The 21,354-nt window shown below is 61.8% G+C and carries 18 protein-coding genes; 7 read left to right on the plus strand and 11 right to left on the minus strand.

The features are described from left to right. Window positions 1–95: 95 nt before the first annotated feature. Window positions 96–1,442, minus strand: a complete 1,347-nt coding sequence (pmbA, locus tag AC1Q9F_RS08930; RefSeq protein ID WP_039769277.1) for a metalloprotease PmbA — start codon at window positions 1,440–1,442, stop codon at window positions 96–98. A gap of 108 nt (window positions 1,443–1,550) precedes the next feature. On the opposite strand from pmbA, the gene yjgA reads away from it, so the two are divergent. Beyond that, complete coding sequence (yjgA, locus tag AC1Q9F_RS08935; protein WP_007953598.1) at window positions 1,551–2,075, plus strand: ribosome biogenesis factor YjgA; 525 nt, start codon at window positions 1,551–1,553, stop codon at window positions 2,073–2,075. Between the two features lie 51 nt (window positions 2,076–2,126). On the opposite strand, the gene tldD is transcribed toward yjgA, so the two are convergent. The 8 genes from tldD to mreB all read right to left on the minus strand — a co-directional run bounded on the left by tldD (window position 2,127) and on the right by mreB (window position 13,321). Further along, window positions 2,127–3,569, minus strand: coding sequence for a metalloprotease TldD (gene tldD, locus AC1Q9F_RS08940; protein WP_492619526.1), 1,443 nt, complete (start codon window positions 3,567–3,569; stop codon window positions 2,127–2,129). A 5-nt stretch (window positions 3,570–3,574) separates the two neighbouring features. After that, window positions 3,575–4,435 (minus strand): carbon-nitrogen hydrolase family protein, encoded by an 861-nt coding sequence (locus AC1Q9F_RS08945; protein ID WP_207985034.1) that lies wholly within the window; start codon window positions 4,433–4,435, stop codon window positions 3,575–3,577. A gap of 58 nt (window positions 4,436–4,493) precedes the next feature. Then, a complete protein-coding gene (locus AC1Q9F_RS08950) occupies window positions 4,494–8,297 on the minus strand; it encodes a YhdP family protein (RefSeq protein WP_492619525.1) in 3,804 nt (1,267 codons plus the stop codon). 75 nt (window positions 8,298–8,372) lie between these two features. After that, window positions 8,373–9,830: a ribonuclease G gene (gene rng / locus AC1Q9F_RS08955; protein WP_007953605.1), complete on the minus strand. Its 1,458-nt coding sequence runs from the start codon at window positions 9,828–9,830 to the stop codon at window positions 8,373–8,375. 57 nt (window positions 9,831–9,887) lie between these two features. Next, on the minus strand, window positions 9,888–10,484 hold the full coding sequence (locus tag AC1Q9F_RS08960; RefSeq protein ID WP_492619524.1) for a Maf family protein: 597 nt from the start codon (window positions 10,482–10,484) through the stop codon (window positions 9,888–9,890). 43 nt (window positions 10,485–10,527) lie between these two features. Then, window positions 10,528–11,019, minus strand: coding sequence for a rod shape-determining protein MreD (gene mreD, locus AC1Q9F_RS08965; protein WP_064593386.1), 492 nt, complete (start codon window positions 11,017–11,019; stop codon window positions 10,528–10,530). Then, window positions 11,019–12,143 carry a rod shape-determining protein MreC gene (mreC, locus tag AC1Q9F_RS08970; protein ID WP_492619786.1) on the minus strand — a complete coding sequence of 375 codons (1,125 nt, stop codon included), beginning with the start codon at window positions 12,141–12,143 and terminating at the stop codon, window positions 11,019–11,021. Before mreC ends, mreD begins: the two co-directional genes overlap by 1 nt. A 140-nt stretch (window positions 12,144–12,283) precedes the next feature. Beyond that, the gene (gene mreB / locus AC1Q9F_RS08975; RefSeq protein ID WP_002555108.1) at window positions 12,284–13,321 is read right to left on the minus strand and encodes a rod shape-determining protein MreB; all 1,038 of its coding nucleotides are present in this window, start codon (window positions 13,319–13,321) and stop codon (window positions 12,284–12,286) included. Between the two features lie 211 nt (window positions 13,322–13,532). On the opposite strand from mreB, the gene gatC reads away from it, so the two are divergent. The 6 genes from gatC (at window position 13,533) to AC1Q9F_RS09005 (ending at window position 18,749) form a co-directional block, all read left to right on the plus strand. Beyond that, entirely contained in the window at window positions 13,533–13,820 is a 288-nt protein-coding gene (gene gatC, locus AC1Q9F_RS08980) for an Asp-tRNA(Asn)/Glu-tRNA(Gln) amidotransferase subunit GatC (protein WP_007953612.1), read from the plus strand. A gap of 16 nt (window positions 13,821–13,836) precedes the next feature. Further along, the gene (gene gatA, locus AC1Q9F_RS08985) at window positions 13,837–15,288 is read left to right on the plus strand and encodes an Asp-tRNA(Asn)/Glu-tRNA(Gln) amidotransferase subunit GatA (RefSeq protein WP_492619523.1); all 1,452 of its coding nucleotides are present in this window, start codon (window positions 13,837–13,839) and stop codon (window positions 15,286–15,288) included. A 10-nt stretch (window positions 15,289–15,298) separates the two neighbouring features. Continuing rightward, complete coding sequence (gene gatB, locus AC1Q9F_RS08990) at window positions 15,299–16,744, plus strand: Asp-tRNA(Asn)/Glu-tRNA(Gln) amidotransferase subunit GatB (protein WP_230735433.1); 1,446 nt, start codon at window positions 15,299–15,301, stop codon at window positions 16,742–16,744. A gap of 145 nt (window positions 16,745–16,889) precedes the next feature. Then, window positions 16,890–17,264 carry a septal ring lytic transglycosylase RlpA family protein gene (locus AC1Q9F_RS08995; RefSeq protein ID WP_039769262.1) on the plus strand — a complete coding sequence of 125 codons (375 nt, stop codon included), beginning with the start codon at window positions 16,890–16,892 and terminating at the stop codon, window positions 17,262–17,264. Window positions 17,265–17,310: 46 nt separating this feature from the next. Beyond that, complete coding sequence (locus AC1Q9F_RS09000; RefSeq protein ID WP_492619522.1) at window positions 17,311–18,372, plus strand: calcium/sodium antiporter; 1,062 nt, start codon at window positions 17,311–17,313, stop codon at window positions 18,370–18,372. Beyond that, a complete protein-coding gene (locus AC1Q9F_RS09005) occupies window positions 18,369–18,749 on the plus strand; it encodes a carboxymuconolactone decarboxylase family protein (RefSeq protein WP_011332452.1) in 381 nt (126 codons plus the stop codon). The genes AC1Q9F_RS09000 and AC1Q9F_RS09005 overlap by 4 nt, the downstream gene beginning before the upstream one ends. 9 nt (window positions 18,750–18,758) lie before the next feature. Here the strand turns inward: AC1Q9F_RS09005 and AC1Q9F_RS09010 are convergent, their stop codons facing one another. Then, window positions 18,759–19,700: an AEC family transporter gene (locus AC1Q9F_RS09010; protein WP_085746914.1), complete on the minus strand. Its 942-nt coding sequence runs from the start codon at window positions 19,698–19,700 to the stop codon at window positions 18,759–18,761. Window positions 19,701–19,797: 97 nt separating this feature from the next. Beyond that, window positions 19,798–21,351 carry a galactarate dehydratase gene (gene garD, locus AC1Q9F_RS09015; protein WP_007953621.1) on the minus strand — a complete coding sequence of 518 codons (1,554 nt, stop codon included), beginning with the start codon at window positions 21,349–21,351 and terminating at the stop codon, window positions 19,798–19,800. Window positions 21,352–21,354: the final 3 nt, after the last annotated feature.

Consider the following 21,354-nt stretch of genomic DNA (forward strand, 5'->3'; position numbering starts at 1 on the left):
TTTTGCTGTCTTCATCAGCCCGAAAAATTTGCGGACACAAAAAAAAGGCGTGCCACCCAATCGGGTGACACGCCTTTTTGGTATCTGCCTGCGGCTTAGCTGCCCGCGACAGTCATCTTCTCGATCAACACCGAACCGGTGCGAATGTTGCTGCGCAGCTCCAGATCGTTACCGACCGCGACGATCTGCTTGAACATGTCGCGCATGTTGCCGGCGATGGTCACTTCCTGCACCGCGAACTGGATTTCACCGTTCTCGACCCAGAAACCCGCCGCACCGCGCGAGTAATCACCGGTCACCATGTTCAGACCGTGGCCCATCAACTCGGTGACCAACAGGCCACGCCCCATGCGCCGCAGCAATGCAGCCTGGTCTTCATCGCCATGGGTGACGAACAGGTTGTGCACGCCGCCCGCGTTGGCGGTGCTTGGCATGCCGAGTTTGCGACCGGAATAAGTGCCAAGGATGTACGAGACCAGCTCGCCTTTCTCGACGAACGGTTTGGCGTAAGTCGCCAGGCCGTCACCATCGTAGGAAGCACTGCCCATGGCACGCATCAGGTGCGGACGCTCGTCGATAGTCAGCCATTCCGGGAACAGCTTCTGCCCCAGAGTGCCTTCCAGAAACGACGATTTGCGGTACAGACTGCCGCCGGAAATCGCCGACAGGAAGCTGCCGAACAACCCACCCGCCAGTTCCGCCGAAAACAAAACCGGCACTTCGCAGGTCGGCACCGGGCGCGCACCCAGACGGCTCGCAGCCCGCTGCGCCGCGCGCTGACCAATGCTCACCGGATCCGCCAGCAAGCTGCCCTGACGGTTCACGTCATACCAGTAATCACGCTGCATCTGGCCATCGGCCTCGGCGATCATCACGCAGCTCAAGCTGTGCCGGGTCGACGCATAACCACCGATAAAACCGTGGCTGTTGCCGTACACGCGGCACCCCTGATGGGTGCTCAACGTGGTGCCATCGGCATTCTTGATGCGCGCATCGGCGTCGAACGCGGCAGCTTCACAGAGCAACGCCTTTTCGATGGCCTGCTCCGGGGTGATGTCCCATTGGTGGAACAGATCAAAATCCTGAATATCCCGGGCCATCAGCGCGGCATCGGCCAGCCCCGAGGCTTCGTCTTCGGAGGTGTGCTTGGCAATCGCCAGCGCCGCAGCGACGGTTTCGCGAATCGCATCCGGCCCGGTGGCGGAGGTGCTGGCCGAACCCTTGCGCTGGCCGACGTACAGCGTGATGCCAAAACCCTGATCGCGGTTGAACTCGACCGTTTCGACTTCACGCTGGCGCACCGAGGTCGACAGGCCCTGCTCCAGCGACACCGCTACTTCGCAGGCACTGGCGCCCTGACGCTTGGCTTCGGCGATGATCTGCTCGACCTGTTCCTGCAGTGCCGGCAATGCCTGTGGGCCGACGCTTTCAACTGCACTCATGCTCATCTCCACTCAAATTCTGCTTTCGGCTGGGGCCTTCGAGCGACCGGGCCGGACAAGCGGCCCCCGACTGGTTATCATGGCGGCGTTTCTTTGCGGACTGCCACCATGGTTGATTCTTACGACGACTCCCTCGATACGGGAGAAAAAAGCAAATCCCAGGTCAAACGCGAGCTGCATGCTCTGGTTGACCTTGGCGAGCGCCTTACAACGCTCAAGCCCGACTTGCAGGCAAAACTGCCATTGACCGACGCCTTGCGCCGGGCCCTGGCCGATGCGCCCAAGCACACCGCGAACATCGCGCGTAAACGGCATTTGCAGTTCATCGGCAAACTGATGCGCGATCAGGACACTGACGCGATTCTCACCCTGCTCGATCAACTCGATGCCTCTACCCGTCAGTACAACGAGCGTTTCCACAACCTCGAACGCTGGCGTGACCGCCTGATCGCCGGTGACGATGCCGTGCTGGAGAAATTCGTCGTCGATTACCCGGACGCCGATCGCCAGCAACTGCGTTCCCTGATCCGTCAGGCCCAGCACGAGGTTGCGCAAAACAAACCTCCTGCCTCGAGCCGCAAGATCTTCAAGTACATCCGTGAGCTGGACGAGACTCAACGCGGTCTGCGTTGATATTCGCCACCGGGTGGCCGCACTGCGCGCCACCCGAAGCTCCATTCCTTCTTATGCGCCCGTGCCACCCACGGTGATCGCATCGATTTTCAGGGTCGGCTGACCTACGCCCACCGGCACTGACTGCCCGTCCTTGCCGCACGTGCCCACACCGCTGTCCAGCGCCAGATCGTTACCGACCATCGACACCCGGCTCATCGCTTCCGGACCGTTGCCGATCAACGTTGCACCTTTGACCGGTGCGGTGATCTTGCCGTCCTCGATCAGATAAGCCTCGCTGGTGGAGAACACGAATTTACCGCTGGTGATGTCGACCTGACCGCCGCCAAGGTTGGCGCAGTAGATGCCCTTCTTCACCGACGCGATGATTTCCGCCGGATCGCTCTGGCCGCCGAGCATGTAGGTGTTGGTCATCCGTGGCATCGGCAGGTGCGCGTAGGATTCCCGGCGACCGTTGCCGGTGCGGGCCACGCCCATCAGGCGCGCATTGAGCTTGTCCTGCATATAGCCCTTGAGCACGCCGTTTTCGATCAGCGTGGTGCACTCGGTCGGGGTGCCTTCGTCGTCGACGCTCAGGGAACCGCGACGACCGCTCAGGGTGCCGTCATCGACGATGGTGCAGAGTTTCGAGGCAACCATTTCGCCCATGCGCCCGCTGTAGGCGGAACTGCCCTTGCGGTTGAAGTCGCCTTCCAGACCATGACCGACCGCTTCGTGCAACAGCACGCCGGACCAACCCGAGCCCAGAACCACCGGCAAAGTGCCGGCCGGGGCAGGAATCGCTTCCAGGTTCACCAGCGCCTGACGCAGCGCTTCACGGGCGTAGCCCATGGCACGGTCTTCGGCGAGGAAATAACGGTAGTCGGTACGCCCGCCGCCGCCATGGCCGCCACGCTCGCGACGGCCGTTCTGCTCGACAATCACACTGACGTTGAAACGCACCAGCGGACGCACGTCCGCAGCCAGGCCACCGTCGGTCGAAGCCACCAGAATACGTTCCCAGACCCCGGCCATGCTCACGCTGACCTGCTGGATACGTGGATCGAGGGCGCGGGTGGCAATGTCGATACGTTTGAGCAGTTCGACTTTTTCAGCGCGGCTCAGGACTTCCAGCGGGTTATCCGGCGCATACAACTGGGCGACGTCCTGGGTGCTGAACGCCTGTACCGTGCCATTCTGCCCGGCGCGGGAAATTGAACGGGCCGCACGGGCCGCTGCGCCGAGGGCTTCGAGGGTGATCGCGTTGCTGTAGGCGAAACCGGTTTTCTCACCGGACTGCGCCCGCACGCCAACACCCTGGTCGAGGTTGAAACTGCCTTCCTTGACGATGCCGTCTTCCAGCGACCAGGACTCGGAAATCTGTCCCTGGAAATACAGGTCAGCCGCATCGATGCCTGGACCCGCCAGATCACCGAGCACGCCTTGCAGGCTCTCGATCGTCACGCCGCCGGGCGCCAACAGGTGATCACTGACTGAGGACAACAACTCGCTCATAGGTTTTACGCCTTAAATTCGTGTTCTGAAGCAGGTCGCTGTGCGCCCTGCGAAAAAAACCGCCGATGACCCGTCACCGGCATTCGCGCCCGGATGGACGCTTGTTCATTGCTGTCGCGTTCGGCCAGCAACACGGCTTCGCCTTGCTCCTGCTGCGCCAGCACGCGGCCCCACGGATCGACAATCGCCCCGTGGCCAAAGGTTTCCCGCGGCCCCGGATGCGTTCCGCCCTGAGCGGCCGCCAGCACATAGCACTGGGTTTCAATGGCCCGCGCGCGGATCAGTACATCCCAGTGCGCCGCCCCCGTCACTGCGGTGAAGGCCGACGGTGCGGTAATCAGTTCGGCCCCGGCTGCGCGTAATTCGCTGTACAGCTCCGGGAAACGCAGGTCGTAGCACACCGTCAGGCCGATTCGGCCGACCGGCGTGTCCGCGACCACCACGCCACTGCCATAAGCATAGTCATCGGATTCGCGGTAACGGCCGCGATTGTCCGCTACGTCGACATCGAACAGGTGCAACTTGTCATAGCGCGCAACGATTTCGCCCTGATCGTTCACCAGCAGCGAACAGGCATGGGACTTGGCCTCGGGCTGCCCCACAGGCGGCAACGGCAACGTGCCGGCCACAATCCATAACCTGAGGTCGCGGGCGGTCTGTTTCAACCACGGCAGTATCGGGCCTTCGCCGAGCGCTTCGGCGCGACCGATATCGGCGATGTCGCGACGGCCCATGGCGGCGAAGTTTTCCGGCAGCACGGCCAGCTTCGCACCGGCGCTGGCTGCTTGTTCGAGCAAACGTCGGGCATCGCGCAGATTGGCCAGCACATCGCTCTGGCTGACCATTTGAATCACCGCTAAAGACATGGCGCACTCCGCAAGAGGTATGCGGCCATGCTACTCCATCGGTTCAGGGGCTGGCTGCTCAAAAAGGCTTGTCGAAGGTGATTTTCGGCTCTTTCCACGGGCCTTTGACGGTGTATTTGACGCTGGCGAACCGTGCCACGCGATCGCCGATCAATTTGTCGATCAGGAACAAGGCACCGCCGACCGCCGGCGCACCGACAATCAGCGCAGCAATCGGCAGGTTGTTGGTCACAGGCAAAGTCACCAGCAATTTGGCATCCACCTTGTCGCCCACCAGATCCAGCGTGCCGTCCAGTTCCAGGTTGCTCGAAGGACCGGTCAACTTGATCGGCTCTTTCGTCACATAAACGCCATTGGTCGCCACCAGCAATCCCTTGACCCGGTCATAGCTCAAGCCCTTGCCGAACAGGTCGGAGAAGTCGAGTCGCAAACGCCGGCCAATCGAGTTGAAGTTGAGCAGACCGAATACGCGCAATGCCTGAGCGCCGCCCTCCACTTCAACAAACTGGCCTTTGTTCAACGACGCATCGAGGGTGCCTGAGAAGCGCTTTGTAGCCAGCCACGCCGGCGAGCCCGGCCAGCGGCCGTCGACATCCATGTGGAATTCTTCGCTGGTCACACTCGGCGCAAACCCCCAACCCTTGAGCACATCGGCGAGGTTCTTGCCACCGATCCGCCCCTTGTACCAACTCGTCGTAGCACCGGGCGTGCCTTCCCAGCCGCCGCTGCCCTGCAGGAGGATGCCCTTGAGGCCCAGATCGAGGTTGTTCAGGGCGATGCCCTTGGCGGTCGGCCGAACCTTGAGCGACCAGCCACCGACCAGGTCCTGGCCCTGGAACAATTGATTGATGGTGATATCCAGCGCCGGAATCTTGCTCGGATCGACCGAAGCCAGTGGATCCGGCGCATTCTCGTCGGCCTGCACCGTCGGGTCCGGTGCCGGCAACCGCACGTATTGCAGGTTCACCGCAATCGGCGCGCCCTTGGCGTCGGGAATGCCAGCCGTGCCTTTGGCCTGCTGACTGTCGAGGGCCAGAGCCCAGGCGCCGGGCTTGCGACTCACCTGCACTGCCGCCTGATCCAGCGTGGTGCCGAAGGCCGTGAGCTTGCCGATCTTGAAATCCGCGCTGCTGAGCAACTGCTTGGCGTTGCCGCCCGGATCCTGGCCAGCGTACTTGTCCAGCAGATCCTGCCAGGGTTTGACGTCCAGCTCGGACAACACGCCGCGTATTCGCAAGCCTTTGTTACCCGGCAATACCGCTTCGCCGGCGCCGAGGAACAATTCGCCCCGACCATCGGCGAAATTGCTTGGTGGCGCGGCGAAGGTGAAGTTGGCCAGTTGATCGTAATTGACCCAGTAACGCCGCTCTTGCCCCTGCAACGTCATACGGAACACCGTGTCACGCCCGACATCGGCGGCCATGCCGAACGGCGCGGGCAGATCCACCGCCACGCCCTTAAGGCTGGAGTTGACCATCAACTGGCTGTCGGCACCGTCCAGATTCAATTGCAGTTGATAAGGGATAGTCCCGGACACCGGCAACGGTTGAGTCACGCCCAGCCAGTCGGTGAGTTTCTTGACCTCGACCTGCCCCGACGCCGCCACCCGGGTCTTGAGTTTGCCGGGGCCGCCGTCGGCGAAGATCTGCGCTGTGACCGATTTGTCGAAGGCCCGGACACTGATGTTCTGCCCGCTCAGGCCCTTGGCGCTGTCGAAGCGGAAATCACCCTTGAGCTGGCTCAGTTCGAGCTTCGGCTCCGCCAGCTTCAATCGCGCATTGGCGGTTTTGAAGTCGACGAGGATTTTCGGCTGATCGCCCTTGGCCAACGGCACATCGAGTTTCAGCTTGCCTTGCAGATCACCCTCGCCTTCCCAGCCGGCGAAGGTGTCGGCGGTACCGATCGGCGCCTCCTGAAGAATCTTCAGGCCATCGCCCAGCCCACCCGCGAAGGTGCCGTCGAGGAACATATGGCTGTGCTCGCCGCTCGGCACATGGGGAATATTGACGAAGACATCGCTGACCTGGGTATTGAGCAACTGCCCCTTGCTGGCAAGAATCCGCACGCCGCTGTCTTCGATGAACACGTCACCGCTGACCTTGCTCACGTGCGGCCAGCCCGGCTGGAACGCCAGCTCGGCGTCGTGCACCTTGAAGAACAGACTGATGCTGCGATCCGCTTCCCCGGCGTTCTTGTTCAGCGAACCCTGATACTGGAAGAAGCCCTGATCCACCGCGCCCTTGAGAATCGCCGTGCGCAGCCACTCGTCGAGGGCCGGGCTCAGGACTTCCGGCAGGTACTTGGCGGTGTAACGACCGTCGCCGTCCACCAGACCGACCCGCAGATCCATGTAGTCTTCCTGGCTGTGATCGAAATGCAGGCGGATCAGGAAGTCGCCGGCAATCTTGCCTTCCTCGCCGAGCACCTTCAGGTAGGGCGCGATCAGGGTGAAACCTTCTTTATCGAGCTTCCAGGTCAACCGCGCGTTGGCCTGAATGTATTGCCACGGCTTGGCGAAAATCGGATCGAGGTGCAGGACGAAATCCTTGCTGTCCATGCGCAGCTCGCCGCCACCGAGGTTACCGGTAAGACTGCCGCTGACATTCCGCGCTGCCGGGGCGCCGTGATAGGCATCGAACCCGACTTGTTCGAGGTTGGCGGCGAAGCCGAATTTGCTGTCGTCGGTGGCGTTCGGCCGGAAATCCAGCAGCACGTTACGCAGACCGCCGGTCACTTTCAGGCGCTCGACCACGGTGGCGAAGCCTTGAGGCAACGGACCGAGGGCATTGAGCAAAGGCGTGATCGGCGTCAGGTCGAGCCGGTCGGCCTGCAGATGCCAGAGTTCTTCGTTCTTGTCGGTGGCGGCAGTCTGTTTGATCTGGACATGCGACTCCCAGCGAGTTTCGCCGAAGTTCATCGCCAGCGAATCAAGCGTGACAGTGGCCCCTTCGGGACCGCGCTGGAAGTAGCCGTTGAGCGCCAGATTGTTGATCTGGATCGGCTTGCGTTCGGCGTAGGCGCCGGTCAGTTGCGGCGCATTGAGACGGATCGCTCCACTCTGCAACGCCCCCTCGCGCCAGTTGACCCACAGCTCGCCACCGGCCTTGATCTCGGAAAAATTCCATTGCTGGGTCAGGCGCTCGGGCAGCCATTTCGACCAGTCGCTCTGCGGCAGGCTGACATAACCTTCCACTTCGCTGTTCTGCCACTGACTCGGACGAATCCGCGTGCGCAGGCTCAGCGCCACGGGCTGGCCGTCAGGCAGGGTCAGTCGTGCATCAAGGCGCTGACGGCTGGTGCCGGTCTTGAGATTGAGGCCGACATACGTGAGGGTCAGCGGTGCCTGTTCCCGCGGCTGCAAGGTCACCTGGCTGTCGAGCACCGACAGTTGCTGAATCATTTGCATGCGGTTGAACAGTTGCTCGGGATCCATGGGCTGATCCTGCTGCACCGGCAAGCCTTCCAGCGCCCACTGTCCGTCTTCGCCTTCCTTGAGGCTGATCTTCAGACCGTTGAGCTCAAGGTGGGCGATGCGCACTTCGCGGGCCAGCAGACTGGCCCAGAGGTCAGGCACTGCGCGCACCCGATCCAGGCGCAAGGCATTGGCGCCGCTGCCGACCATCACATCGTGAGCCAGCAGGATCGGTGCAAACCCGCTCCAGTTGCCTTCCAGCTCGCCGATCTGCAACGGCATGCCCAGGGCGGAACTGGCCTTGTCTTCGATATCGGTGCGGTATTCGGCCACCAGTGGCGTGAGTTCCCGGCCGAGACTGACGTACAACGCCATCAATACCAGAACCAACGCGCACAGGCCCAGACCCCAGCGGGTTAGTGCGGCCAAAATGCGTGTCAGACGTTCCATGTCAGTTGGCTCCCATGGCAAAAATACTGCAAAAAGCTGAGGCCAGCCGTTTCAGGAAAAGGGTGACGCAGGGGTTCAGAGCAGCACCACGTCATATTGTTCCTGGGAATACATGGTTTCTACCTGGAAGCGTATGGTGCGCCCGATGAAACCTTCAAGTTCGGCCACGTTACCGGACTCTTCATCGAGCAGGCGATCCACCACTTTCTGGTTCGCCAGCACCCGATAACCCTCGGCCTGATAGGCCCGGGCTTCGCGCAGGATCTCGCGGAAAATCTCGTAGCAAATGGTTTCCGGGGTTTTCAGCTTGCCCCGGCCCTGACAGCTGCTGCACGGTTCGCACAGCACCTGTTCGAGGCTTTCGCGGGTGCGCTTGCGCGTCATCTGCACCAGGCCCAACTCGGTAATACCAATGATGTTGGTCTTGGCGTGATCGCGCTCCAGTTGTTTCTCCAGGGTACGCAGCACCTGACGCTGGTGCTCTTCGTCTTCCATGTCGATGAAGTCGATGATGATGATCCCGCCCAGGTTGCGCAGGCGCATCTGCCGGGCAATCGCGGTCGCGGCTTCGAGGTTGGTCTTGAAGATGGTTTCTTCGAGGTTGCGATGACCGACGAACGCCCCGGTGTTCACATCAATGGTGGTCATGGCTTCCGCCGGATCGATCACCAGATAGCCGCCGGACTTCAGCGGCACTTTGCGTTCCAGGGCTTTCTGGATTTCGTCTTCGACGCCGTACAGGTCGAAAATTGGTCGTTCACCCGGGTAGTGCTCCAGACGATCGGCGATTTCCGGCATCAGTTCGGCGACGAACTGCGTGGTTTTCTGGAAGGTTTCCCGAGAGTCGATGCGGATCTTCTCGATCTTCGGGCTGACCAGATCGCGCAGGGTGCGAAGCGCCAGACCGAGGTCTTCGTAGATCACGCTCGGTGCGCCGATGGTCTTGATCTGTTCGTTGATCTGATCCCACAGGCGGCGCAAGTAGCGGATGTCCATCAGGATCTCGTCGGCCCCTGCGCCTTCGGCGGCAGTACGCAGAATGAAACCGCCAGCCTCCTTGATGCCTTCTTTGGCCACGCAATCGCTGACCACCTGCTTGAGGCGTTCGCGCTCGGCTTCGTCTTCGATCTTCAGGGAAATGCCGACGTGGGCGGTGCGCGGCATGTACACCAGATAGCGCGACGGGATCGACAGCTGCGTGGTCAGGCGCGCACCTTTGGAACCGATCGGATCCTTGGTGACTTGCACCACCAGGCTCTGGCCTTCGTGCACCAGAGCGCTGATGCTTTCTACCGCCGGGCCTTCGCGCAGGGAAATTTCCGAGGCATGAATGAAGGCTGCGCGATCCAGGCCGATGTCGACGAAGGCCGCCTGCATGCCCGGCAGAACCCGCACCACCTTGCCTTTATAGATGTTGCCGACGATCCCGCGTTTTTGCGTACGCTCGACGTGCACTTCTTGCAGCACACCGTTTTCGACCACCGCCACGCGCGATTCCATCGGCGTGATGTTGATCAGAATCTCTTCACTCATGGCAGGGTCTCGTTCAGGCATGTTCACGATAAAGGCCGCATCTTGTCCGTTCGACGCTTATTGCGCGTTCAGGGTTTGCCAACAGGGTATGCCGAAATGGCCAAGCAGTTCTGCGCTTTCGCACACCGGCAAGCCGACGACCGCCGAGTAACTGCCATCGAGGCCGGCGACGAACACCGCGCCAAGCCCTTGAATGCCATAGCCACCCGCCTTGTCCCGGGGTTCGCCGCTGGCCCAGTAGGCAGCGGCTTCTTCGCGGCTGATCGACCGGAACCGCACCAGACTGCGCACCACCCGCGACTCGCAGCGCTCGCCGTCGAGCACGGCAATCGCCGTCAGCACTTCATGCTCCTTGCCGGACAACATCATCAGCATGGCGCATGCGTCGGCTTCGTCCAACGGTTTGCCAAGAATTTTGCCGTCCAGCACCACGGCGGTGTCGGCGCCCAGTACGCAAAACGCTACGTCGCAAACGACGGTGCGCCGCCCGGCCTCGGCCTTGCCGCGCGCCAGGCGCTCGACGTAGGCCGATGGGGATTCATTGGCTAAAGGAGTTTCATCGATGTCCGCGCTGATGGCGGTAAACGGAATGCCGATCTGCGTGAGCAATTCACGCCGACGCGGCGATCCTGAGGCGAGGTAAAGCTTTTTCATCAAGACATCTCCCTGTCGAGGTGCGGGCAAATGCCTGACCGAATCAGTTGATTTTGTAGCGCCGGCGCAATCCACGCAGAGCGAAGCTGACCCATGGCCATAGCAAGGCACTGACCAGTGCCGGCAGGACCAGCGCGAGGGTCGGCTGACGGTTGCCGGTCAAGGCACTGAGCCAGAGTTGTACGAGCTGGGCGAGGCCGAAGATCACCAGGATCACCAGGCTCTGCTGCCACATCGGGAACATTCGCAGGCGTTGCTGCAACGACAGCACCAGGAACGTGATCAGGGTCAGGATCAAGGCATTCTGACCGAGCAGATCGCCCTGCAGAACATCTTCGGCCAGTCCCAGGCAGAACGCCGTGACCATGCCGACGGTGTGCGGCAAATACAAAGCCCAGAAGGTCAGGAGCAAGGCCAGCCACAGCGGGCGCAGGATTTCCATGAAAATGGGCAATGGCGACACGCTGAGCAGAATGCCGACAATAAACGTCAGCCAGACAATCCAGCCATTACGCGATGCGGTAGCCCCGACCATTATTCTTGCCTCCCGGTGGTCGCCGGCGCAGTGACTGGCGGTTTGGCCGCTGGTCGAGCCGCCGGCTGATTCGCCGGTGGTTTGCTGGCCGCTGGTGTGGCTGCAGGCGGTTTGCTTGCAGCGGGTTTGGCCGGTGTAGTGCTGGCGGCAGGCGCAGCCGGCGACGTCGCCGTGGCAGGAGTTGCTGCTGCGGCAGGCGGGGTGACGATTTTCGGCACCGTGGACGGAATCACCGGACCGCCACCGAAGGCATCAAGGTTTTCCTGAGCCTGCGCAGCATCGTTGGCACGTTCTTCGGCGGTGCGGTTGTCACTGAATACCAGCAGCAGGTAACGGCTGCGGTTCAGTGCGGCGGTCGGCACGGCGCGAACAATGGCGAATGGCTGGCCGGAATCGTGTATCACTTCCTTGACCGTCGCCACCGGATAACCGGCCGGGAAACGCTGACCGAGACCGGAGCTGACCAGCAGATCGCCTTCCTTGACGTCGGCAGTGTCCGCCACGTGGCGCAGTTCCAGACGCTCGGGGTTACCGGTGCCGCTGGCAATCGCCCGCAAACCGTTACGGTTCACCTGCACAGGAATGCTGTGGGTCGAGTCGGTCAGCAGCAGCACACGGGAGGTGTACGGCATCAGTTCGACCACCTGCCCCATCAGGCCGCGAGCATCGAGCACCGGCTGACCGAGCACCACGCCATCACGCTCACCTTTATTGATGATGATGCGATGGGTGAAAGGGTTGGGGTCCATGCCGATCAGCTCGGCCACTTCGACCTTCTCGTTGACCAGCGCGGAGGAATTGAGCAACTCGCGCAGACGGACGTTCTGCTCGGTGAGGGCGGCAAGCTTCTGCATGCGACCCTGCAACAGCAGGTTCTCCGACTTGAGTTTTTCATTTTCGGCGACGAGCTCGGTGCGACTGCCGAACTGGCTGGCGATACCTTCCCACAACCGTCCGGGCAGGTCGGTAATCCAGTAGGCGTCCATCAGCACCAGCGAGGCCTGGCTGCGTACGGGTTTAAGCAGGCTGAAGCGCGCGTCAACGACCATCAGCGCGACCGACAGTACGGCCAGCACCAACAAGCGCACGCCCAGTGAGGGGCCCTTGGCGAAAAGCGGTTTAATAAGCCGCTCCTCCCAGGCAAATGTTCTGTTTATTCATACGGCATCAAACCGGCCTGGATGAAGACTGACAGAAGATAAACGCCAACAGGCAGCACTGCAAAGTGCTGCCTGTGCGCTCACCCACGTATTGCACCCGGCGATTATTCGCTGGAGAGCAGGTCCATGGTGTGCTTGTCCATCATTTCCAGTGCACGGCCACCACCGCGAGCAACACATGTCAGCGGGTCTTCGGCAACGATCACCGGCAGACCGGTTTCCTGGGCCAGCAGCTTGTCGAGGTCACGCAACAGCGCGCCACCACCGGTCAGCACCAGACCACGCTCGGCGATGTCGGAAGCCAGTTCCGGCGGCGATTGCTCCAGAGCACTTTTCACGGCCTGAACGATGGTTGCCAGGGACTCTTGCAGAGCTTCCAGCACTTCATTGGAGTTCAGGGTGAATGCGCGTGGAACGCCTTCGGCCAGGTTGCGACCGCGAACGTCGACTTCGCGAACTTCGCCGCCCGGGTAGGCCGTGCCGATTTCCTGCTTGATGCGCTCGGCGGTGGATTCGCCGATCAGGCTGCCGTAGTTGCGACGCACGTAGGTGATGATCGCTTCGTCGAAGCGGTCGCCGCCAACGCGTACGGATTCGGCATAGACCACACCGTTCAGGGAGATCAGCGCGATTTCGGTAGTACCACCACCGATATCCACGACCATCGAGCCGCGGGCTTCTTCAACCGGCAGGCCGGCACCGATCGCAGCAGCCATCGGCTCTTCGATCAGGAACACTTCACGGGCACCGGCGCCAAGGGCCGATTCACGGATGGCACGACGCTCAACCTGGGTGGACTTGCATGGAACGCAGATCAGCACACGAGGGCTGGGCTGCAGAAAGCTGTTTTCGTGAACCTTGTTAATAAAGTATTGCAGCATCTTTTCGCAGACGCTGAAGTCGGCGATCACGCCGTCCTTCATCGGACGAATGGCAGCAATGTTGCCCGGCGTACGGCCGAGCATGCGCTTGGCCTCGGTGCCGACAGCGACGACACTTTTCTGGTTACCGTGTGTCCGAATGGCCACAACCGATGGCTCATTCAGGACGATACCGCGCTCGCGCACGTAAATAAGGGTGTTGGCAGTGCCCAGGTCAATGGAAAGATCGCTGGAAAACATGCCACGCAGTTTCTTGAACATGGGAAAGGGACCCTAGGCAACGCGTGGGTAAAAAAGTGCGGCAAACTCTAACAACGACAGGGATTTTGGGCAAGGCGCCAATATGTTAAATTGGCCGCTTTTCTGTGCACCAAGCCCCACAATCGCGGCCTTATGACCGTAGAAGTGCGGTAGTGTTCCGACAATCTAACACACGGACGCCGTCCGTCCTGTTTTCCACTGGAGAAACCCGATGGCGCTAGAACGCTCCGACGTGGAAAAAATCGCTCATCTGGCCAGCCTTGGCCTTAATGACGCCGATCTTCCACACATCACTTCGGCCCTCAACAGCATTCTCGGGCTGGTCGACGAAATGCAGGCGGTCAATACCGACGGTATCGAGCCGCTGGCCCACCCGCTGGAAGCCAGTCAGCGCCTGCGCGCCGACGTCGTGACCGAAAGCAATAACCGCGAGGCTTATCAGTCCATCGCACCAGCGGTCGAAAACGGCCTGTACCTGGTTCCGAAAGTCATCGACTAAAGGGAAAGAGCCTGCAATGCATCAATTGACTCTGGCCGAGATCGCCCGCGGTCTCGCCGATAAAAAGTTTTCCTCCGAAGAGCTGACCAAAGTCCTGCTGGCGCGCATTACCCAGCTCGATCCGCAGCTCAACAGTTTCATCAGCCTCACCGAAGAGCTGGCCCTCGAGCAGGCGAAAGCCGCCGACGCGCGCCGGGCCAATGGTGAGAGCGGCGCGTTGCTTGGCGCGCCGATCGCCCACAAGGACCTGTTCTGCACCCAGGGCATTCGCACCAGCTGCGGCTCGAAGATGCTCGACAACTTCAAGGCCCCGTACGACGCCACCGTTGTGTCGAAGCTGGCCGCTGCCGGTACCGTGACCCTGGGCAAGACCAACATGGACGAATTCGCCATGGGTTCGGCCAACGAGTCGAGCTGGTACGGCGCGGTGAAAAACCCGTGGAACCTGGAACACGTACCGGGCGGTTCGTCCGGTGGTTCGGCGGCGGCGGTTGCCGCTCGTCTGTTGCCAGCCGCAACGGCCACCGACACCGGTGGTTCGATCCGTCAGCCGGCTGCATTCACCAACCTCACCGGCCTGAAACCGACCTACGGTCGCGTTTCGCGCTGGGGCATGATCGCTTACGCCTCCAGCCTCGATCAGGGCGGCCCTCTGGCTCGCACTGCCGAAGACTGCGCGATTTTGTTGCAAGGTATGGCCGGCTTCGATCCGAACGACTCCACCAGCATCGATGAGCCAGTGCCGGACTACGCCGCCGGTCTGAACGGTTCGCTGCAAGGCCTGCGCATCGGCGTGCCGAAGGAATACTTCGGTGCCGGTCTCGACCCGCGCATTGCCGACCTGATCCAGAACAGCATCAAAGAGCTGCAGAAGCTCGGTGCCGTGATCAAGGAAATCAGCCTGCCGAACATGCAGCACGCGATTCCTGCGTACTACGTGATCGCTCCGGCAGAAGCCTCCTCCAACCTGTCGCGTTTCGACGGCGTGCGCTTCGGCCACCGCTGCGAAGATCCGAAGAACCTGGAAGACCTGTACAAGCGCTCCCGTGGCGAAGGCTTCGGCCCTGAAGTGCAGCGCCGGATCATGGTCGGTGCCTACGCGCTGTCCGCCGGTTACTACGACGCCTACTACCTGAAAGCGCAGAAGATCCGTCGCCTGGTGAAGAACGACTTCATGACCGCATTTAATGAAGTCGACATCATCCTCGGCCCGACCACGCCAAACCCGGCCTGGAAACTCGGCGCCAAGAACAGCGACCCGGTCGCTGCCTACCTGGAAGACGTCTACACCATCACCGCCAACCTCGCGGGCCTGCCGGGCCTGTCGATGCCGGCCGGTTTCGTCGACGGTCTGCCGGTTGGCGTACAGCTGCTCGCGCCGTATTTCCAGGAAGGTCGCCTGTTGAACGTTGCCCACCAGTATCAGTTACACACTGACTGGCACACCCGCACCCCAACCGGCTTCTGAGGAGACACACATGCAATGGGAAGTCGTGATCGGGCTGGAGATTCACACCCAGCTCACCACCCGGTCGAAAATCTTTTCCGGTAGTTCCACCACGTTCGGCTCCGAGCCGAACACCCAGGCCAGCCTGATCGACCTGGGCATGCCCGGCGTGCTGCCGGTGCTGAACCAGGAAGCGGTGCGTATGGCGGTGATGTTCGGTCTGGCGATTGATGCCGAGATCGGCCAGCACAACGTGTTTGCCCGTAAAAACTATTTCTACCCGGATCTGCCGAAGGGCTACCAGATCAGCCAGATGGAATTGCCGATCGTCGGCAAGGGCCATCTGGACATCGCCCTGGAAGACGGCACGGTCAAACGCGTCGGCATCACCCGCGCACACCTGGAAGAAGACGCCGGCAAGAGCCTGCACGAGGAATTCAGCGGTGCCACCGGCATCGACCTGAACCGTGCGGGCACGCCGCTGCTGGAAATCGTTTCCGAGCCTGACATGCGCAGCGCCAAGGAAGCCGTGGCCTACGTCAAGGCGATCCACGCGCTGGTGCGTTACCTGGGCATCTGCGACGGCAACATGGCCGAAGGCTCGCTGCGTTGCGACTGCAACGTGTCGATCCGTCCGAAAGGCCAGGCCGAGTTCGGCACCCGCTGCGAGATCAAGAACGTCAACTCGTTCCGCTTCATCGAGAAGGCGATCAACTCCGAGATCCAGCGTCAGATCGACCTGATCGAAGACGGCGGCAAAGTGATCCAGCAGACCCGTCTTTACGATCCGAACAAGGACGAAACCCGTCCGATGCGCAGCAAAGAGGAAGCCAACGACTACCGTTACTTCCCCGATCCGGACCTGCTGCCGGTGGTCATCGAGGATTCGTTCCTTAATGACGTGCGCGCCACCCTGCCGGAACTGCCGCCGCAGAAACGCGAGCGCTTCCAGAGTGCTTTCGGTCTGTCGGCCTACGACGCCAACGTGCTGGCCACCAGCCGTGAGCAGGCGGACTACTTCGAGAAAGTCGCAGCCATCGGCGGCGACGCCAAACTGGCGGCGAACTGGGTGATGGTCGAGTTGGGCAGCCTGCTCAACAAGCAGAACCTGGACATCGAGGATTCGCCGGTTTCGGCCGAGCAACTGGGCGGCATGCTGCAGCGCATCAAGGACAACACCATCTCCGGCAAGATCGCCAAAGTGGTGTTCGAAGCGATGGCCAACGGCGAAGGCAGCGCAGACGAGATCATCGAAAAGCGCGGCCTGAAGCAAGTCACCGACAGCGGCGCAATCTCGGCAGTGCTGGACGAAATGCTCGCGGCCAACGCCGAGCAGGTCGAGCAATACCGCGCGGCGGACGAAGCCAAGCGCGGCAAGATGTTCGGCTTCTTCGTCGGTCAGGCCATGAAAGCCTCCAAAGGCAAGGCCAACCCGCAGCAAGTGAACGAACTGCTGAAAAGCAAGCTCGAAGGCTGACGATGGCCCAGCGCCCGAGGATCGTTCCCACGCTCTGCGTGGGAATGCCGCCTCGGACGCTCCGCGTCCATTTCGGTGTGACGCAGAGCGTCACGGGGTGCATTCCCACGCCGGAGCGTGGGAACGATCACTTGGGAGCTTTTGAATGAAACGTCTGCTCGGCGCCTGCGCCCTGCTCTCTTTGCTGGCCGGTTGCGCCAGCACCGACACCATCGACCCGCACGGTTACGACCAGACCGGCGTCGCCTCCTATTACGGAGCCAAACACCACGGTAAACGCACCGCCAGCGGCGAAGCGTTCAACCAGAATTCCCTGACCGCCGCCCACCGCCAGTTGCCGTTCGGCACGCGGGTGAAGGTCACCAACCTGAAAAACGATGAGTCCGTCGTGGTCCGCATCAATGACCGTGGCCCGCACACCCGTGGCCGCCTGATCGATGTTTCACGTGCGGCGGCCGAACAGCTCGGTATGCTGCGCAGTGGAACCGCCCGGGTTCGGGTCCAGGCCCTCGACGACTGATGGAGCGTCCACCATTTTCGGACTGACCGACTTACCCCTGATCAGCGTGATCGAATTGCTCAGCGGGCTGTTCCTGCTGATCGCCGGCGCCGAACTGATGGTGCGCGCCGCCGTGCGCCTGGCCGCGCGTCTGCATGTACGACCGCTGATCATCGGCCTGACCATCGTCGCCCTCGGCAGCAGCGCCCCGCAAATGGCCGTCAGCCTGCAAGCCGTGCAGGCGCACACGCCGGACATCGCCGTCAGCAGCGTGATCGGCAGCAGCATTTTCAACATTCTTGTCACCCTCGGCCTGTCGGCGCTGATCATTCCGCTGCGGGTGTCGCGGCAACTGGTGCGCCTCGATATCCCGTTGATGATCGGCGCCAGCCTGCTGGTGTTTGTGCTGGCGTGGAATGAAGAACTCGGGCGCTTCGACGGTATTCTGCTGCTCGGCGCCCTCGCCCTTTACCTCGGGTTGTTGCTGCGCCAGTCGCGGCACTCGACCCGTCCGCATTCCGATCAACCGCACGAGCCACAGGCCCCCTGGTTCACCAGCCTGCTGATGATTATTGGCGGCCTGGGCATGCTGGTGCTCGCCGGGCATCTGCTGCTGGGGGCGGCCGTGGTCGTGGCCACCGATCTGGGATTCTCCGAGCGGGTGATCGGCCTGACCGTGGTCGCGGTCGGCACCTCGCTGCCGGAACTCGCCACCTCGCTAATCGCCGCACTGCGCGGTCAGCGGGACATTGCCGTCGGCAACGTGATCGGCGCCAACCTGTTCAACCTGCTTGGAGTGCTGGGCCTCACCGCACTGATCGCGCCGACGCCGCTGTCGGTCTCGCCGAACGCACTGGATTTCGACCTGCCGGTGATGCTCGGCGTCGCCGCGCTGTGCCTGCCGGTGTTCTATTCCGGCTACCGCGTGACCCGGGCCGAAGGTCTGTTGCTGCTCGGCTTGTATCTGGCGTACGGGCTGCACGTGGTGTCGTTCACCACCGGCATGCCACTGGCCGGCAAACTCGAGCGATTGATGCTGTTTTATGTGCTGCCGACGCTGCTGACGTATCTGTTTTTCACGTCCGTGCGCGCCTGGCGCCGCCAACACCACAAGAGGGATGTGCCATGACCGAATCGAAGAAATCCGGGGTTGAAGTCCGCCGTCAGGTAATGGGCGACGCTTTTGTCGACCGCGCGCTGGGCAACGCCACCGAGTTCACCCAACCCTTGCAGGATTTCGTCAACGAACACGCTTGGGGCGGCGTGTGGAATCGCGAAGGTTTGCCGCTGAAAACCCGCAGCCTGATCACCCTTGCCGCGTTGACCGCGTTGAAGTGCCCGCAGGAGTTGAAGGGTCACGTGCGCGGCGCGTTGAACAATGGCTGCACGGTCGATGAGATCCGTGAAGCGCTGCTGCATTGCGCGGTGTATGCCGGCGTGCCGGCGGCGATCGATGCGTTCCGCGCGGCGCAGGAAGTGATCGACAGTTACCAGAAGCCGGAATAACCGCCGGCCTCAGATCCACCCGCCCCACTGCAAGAAGAAGATCCCGATGTTGGTGGTGATCGCCGCCATCAACGTGGTCAGCACGATGATCGCCGCCGCCAGTTCATGGTTGCCCTGGGCGGCACGGGCCATGACAAAACTGGCGGCGGCGGTCGGGCTGCCGAAGTACAGGAACAGAATCCCCAGCTCCGCCCCGCGAAAGCCCCACAGCCATGCGCCCAGTGTGGCGATCACCGGCAGGCCGATCATCTTCACCAGACTCGAACTGAGCGCCATGTTGCCGCTCTTGCGCAGTGCCGCCAGCGACAGCGTGCCGCCAATGCAGATCAGGGCCAGCGGCAACGTGGTCTGCGCCAGGTACTGGCCGGAGGTTTCCAGCCAGCCCGGCAGACCGATCTTGAAATAAGCGAACGGCGCTGCCGCGATCACGCTGATGATCAGCGGATTGCTGACCACGCTTTTGCAGATGCTCCACGGGTCGGACTTGATCACCGGGCTGTAGACCGCCAGCACGATGGTCGACAGGGTGTTGTAGAAGAGGATCACCAGCGCTGCGAGAATCGCTCCGAGGGAAATCCCGTAGTCGCCGTACATACTCGCCGCCAGCGCCAGGCCAATCACCCCGTTGTTGCCGCGAAACGCGCCTTGGGTGTAGATGCCGCGATCCTCACGCGGACAGCGGAAAATCGCCCAGCCCCAGGCCACGGCAAAACTGGCCAGCGTGGCCAGTGCGAAATAGATCAGGAGTGCCGGTTGCAGCGCGGCGTGCAGGTCGGCGTGCAGGATGCCGAGAAACAGCAGCGCCGGCATAGTGACGTTGAACACCAGCGACGAGGCCGTGTGGATGAAGTTGTCGTTGATCCAGTCGATGCGCTTGAGTAGCACACCCAGAAAAAGCATGGCAAACACCGGCGCGGTGATGTTCAGGGTTTCGAGGAAAATTGCCAGCATGCCGGGGAGCCTTGGAGGTGAGCGTCGTTAGGGGGCTAATGATAAGCCACTTTCACCCCGTTCGTTCCCACGCTATGCGTGGGAACGATCAACATACTCAGGTGATAGGCGCCGGATTGAACAACGTAATGTCGTTATGCAGCTTGTGCTTCTCCGCCCACGTCTGCTGCTTGCCGCTCGCCACATCCAGGTAGTAGTGGAACAACTCCCAGCCCAATTCCTCGATCGACGCGCGCCCGGTAGCAATCCGCCCGGCATCGATATCGATCAGATCCGGCCAGCGCTGCGCCAGCTCCGTACGGGTCGAAACCTTCACCACCGGCGCCATGGCCAGACCATAAGGCGTACCGCGCCCGGTAGTGAACACGTGCAGGTTCATCCCCGCCGCCAGTTGCAAGGTACCGCAGACAAAATCACTCGCCGGCGTTGCGCAGAAAATCAAACCCTTCTGCTTGAAACGCTCCCCAGGGCCGAGCACGCCGCTGATCGCGCTGCTGCCGGACTTTACGATCGAGCCCAACGACTTCTCGACGATGTTCGACAACCCGCCCTTTTTGTTGCCCGGCGTGGTGTTGGCGCTGCGATCCGCTTCACCCTTGGCCAGGTAACGGTCGTACCAGTCCATCTCGCGCACCAGTTCCTCGGCAACGGTTTTGGTCTGAGCCCGTGAAGTCAGCAGGTAGATCGCATCGCGCACTTCGGTGACTTCGGAAAACATCACCGTCGCCCCCGCCCGCAGCAGCAAGTCCGAGGCATAACCCAGCGCCGGGTTGGCGGTGATCCCGGAAAACGCATCGCTGCCGCCGCACTGCATACCGAGGATCAGCTCGGACGCCGGCACGGTTTCCCGGCGGCGTTGGTCGAGTTTCTTCAAGCGGACTTCGGCCAGCTCCATGATCTGCTCGATCATCTCGGTGAAACCGTGACTGGAATCTTGCAAGCGATACAGCCACGGCTCGCTCAGATCCACCGACGCATCGTCCTCGTGCATCACCTGCCCGGCCTGCAACTTCTCGCAGCCCAGGCTGATCACCAGCGCCTCGCCACCGAGGTTCGGGTTGCGCGCCAGATTGCGCACGGTGCGGATCGGGATGTAGGCGTCGGTGGCCGTAATGGCCACACCGCAACCGTAACTGTGGGTCAGTGCCACCACGTCATCGACGTGCGGGTACTTCGGCAACAGCTCATCCTTGATCCGCTTCACCGCGTGATCCAGCACCCCGGTGACGCATTGCACGGTGGTGGTGATCCCGAGGATGTTGCGCGTGCCGACGGTGCCGTCGGCGTTGCGATAACCCTCGAACGTGAAACCTTCCAGCGGCGCCTGGGCGGCCGGCACATCGGTGGACAGCGGAAGGCTGTCCAGCGGTGGCGCGGTCGGCATGCGCAGTTGATCTTCCTTGACCCAGCTTCCACGGGGAATCGGCTGCAACGCGTAGCCGATGATCTGGCCGTAGCGAATCACCGTGCCGCCCTCGGGAATGTCCACGAGGCTGACCTTGTGACTCTGCGGCACGAAATCCACCGTCACCAGACCGTCGGCAAATGCGGTGCCGGCCGGCACGCCCTGGTCGTTGACCACTACCACTACGTTGTCCCGCTCGTGCAGGCGGATGTAGCGCGGCGAGTCGGAATGTTCAATCAACTGCATGAC

The sequence above is a fragment of the Pseudomonas sp. GW823-FHT04A03 genome, from assembly GCF_058796615.1.

Coding starts and splice junctions, on each gene's coding strand:
- pmbA (WP_039769277.1), bottom strand. CDS start 1,442: ATGAGTGCAGTTGAAAGCGTCGGCCCACAGGCATTGCCGGCACTGCAG.
- yjgA (WP_007953598.1), top strand. CDS start 1,551: ATGGTTGATTCTTACGACGACTCCCTCGATACGGGAGAAAAAAGCAAA.
- tldD (WP_492619526.1), bottom strand. CDS start 3,569: ATGAGCGAGTTGTTGTCCTCAGTCAGTGATCACCTGTTGGCGCCCGGC.
- AC1Q9F_RS08945 (WP_207985034.1), bottom strand. CDS start 4,435: ATGTCTTTAGCGGTGATTCAAATGGTCAGCCAGAGCGATGTGCTGGCC.
- AC1Q9F_RS08950 (WP_492619525.1), bottom strand. CDS start 8,297: ATGGAACGTCTGACACGCATTTTGGCCGCACTAACCCGCTGGGGTCTG.
- rng (WP_007953605.1), bottom strand. CDS start 9,830: ATGAGTGAAGAGATTCTGATCAACATCACGCCGATGGAATCGCGCGTG.
- AC1Q9F_RS08960 (WP_492619524.1), bottom strand. CDS start 10,484: ATGAAAAAGCTTTACCTCGCCTCAGGATCGCCGCGTCGGCGTGAATTG.
- mreD (WP_064593386.1), bottom strand. CDS start 11,019: ATGGTCGGGGCTACCGCATCGCGTAATGGCTGGATTGTCTGGCTGACG.
- mreB (WP_002555108.1), bottom strand. CDS start 13,321: ATGTTCAAGAAACTGCGTGGCATGTTTTCCAGCGATCTTTCCATTGAC.
- gatC (WP_007953612.1), top strand. CDS start 13,533: ATGGCGCTAGAACGCTCCGACGTGGAAAAAATCGCTCATCTGGCCAGC.
- gatA (WP_492619523.1), top strand. CDS start 13,837: ATGCATCAATTGACTCTGGCCGAGATCGCCCGCGGTCTCGCCGATAAA.
- gatB (WP_230735433.1), top strand. CDS start 15,299: ATGCAATGGGAAGTCGTGATCGGGCTGGAGATTCACACCCAGCTCACC.
- AC1Q9F_RS08995 (WP_039769262.1), top strand. CDS start 16,890: ATGAAACGTCTGCTCGGCGCCTGCGCCCTGCTCTCTTTGCTGGCCGGT.
- AC1Q9F_RS09005 (WP_011332452.1), top strand. CDS start 18,369: ATGACCGAATCGAAGAAATCCGGGGTTGAAGTCCGCCGTCAGGTAATG.
- AC1Q9F_RS09010 (WP_085746914.1), bottom strand. CDS start 19,700: ATGCTGGCAATTTTCCTCGAAACCCTGAACATCACCGCGCCGGTGTTT.
- garD (WP_007953621.1), bottom strand. CDS start 21,351: ATGCAGTTGATTGAACATTCCGACTCGCCGCGCTACATCCGCCTGCAC.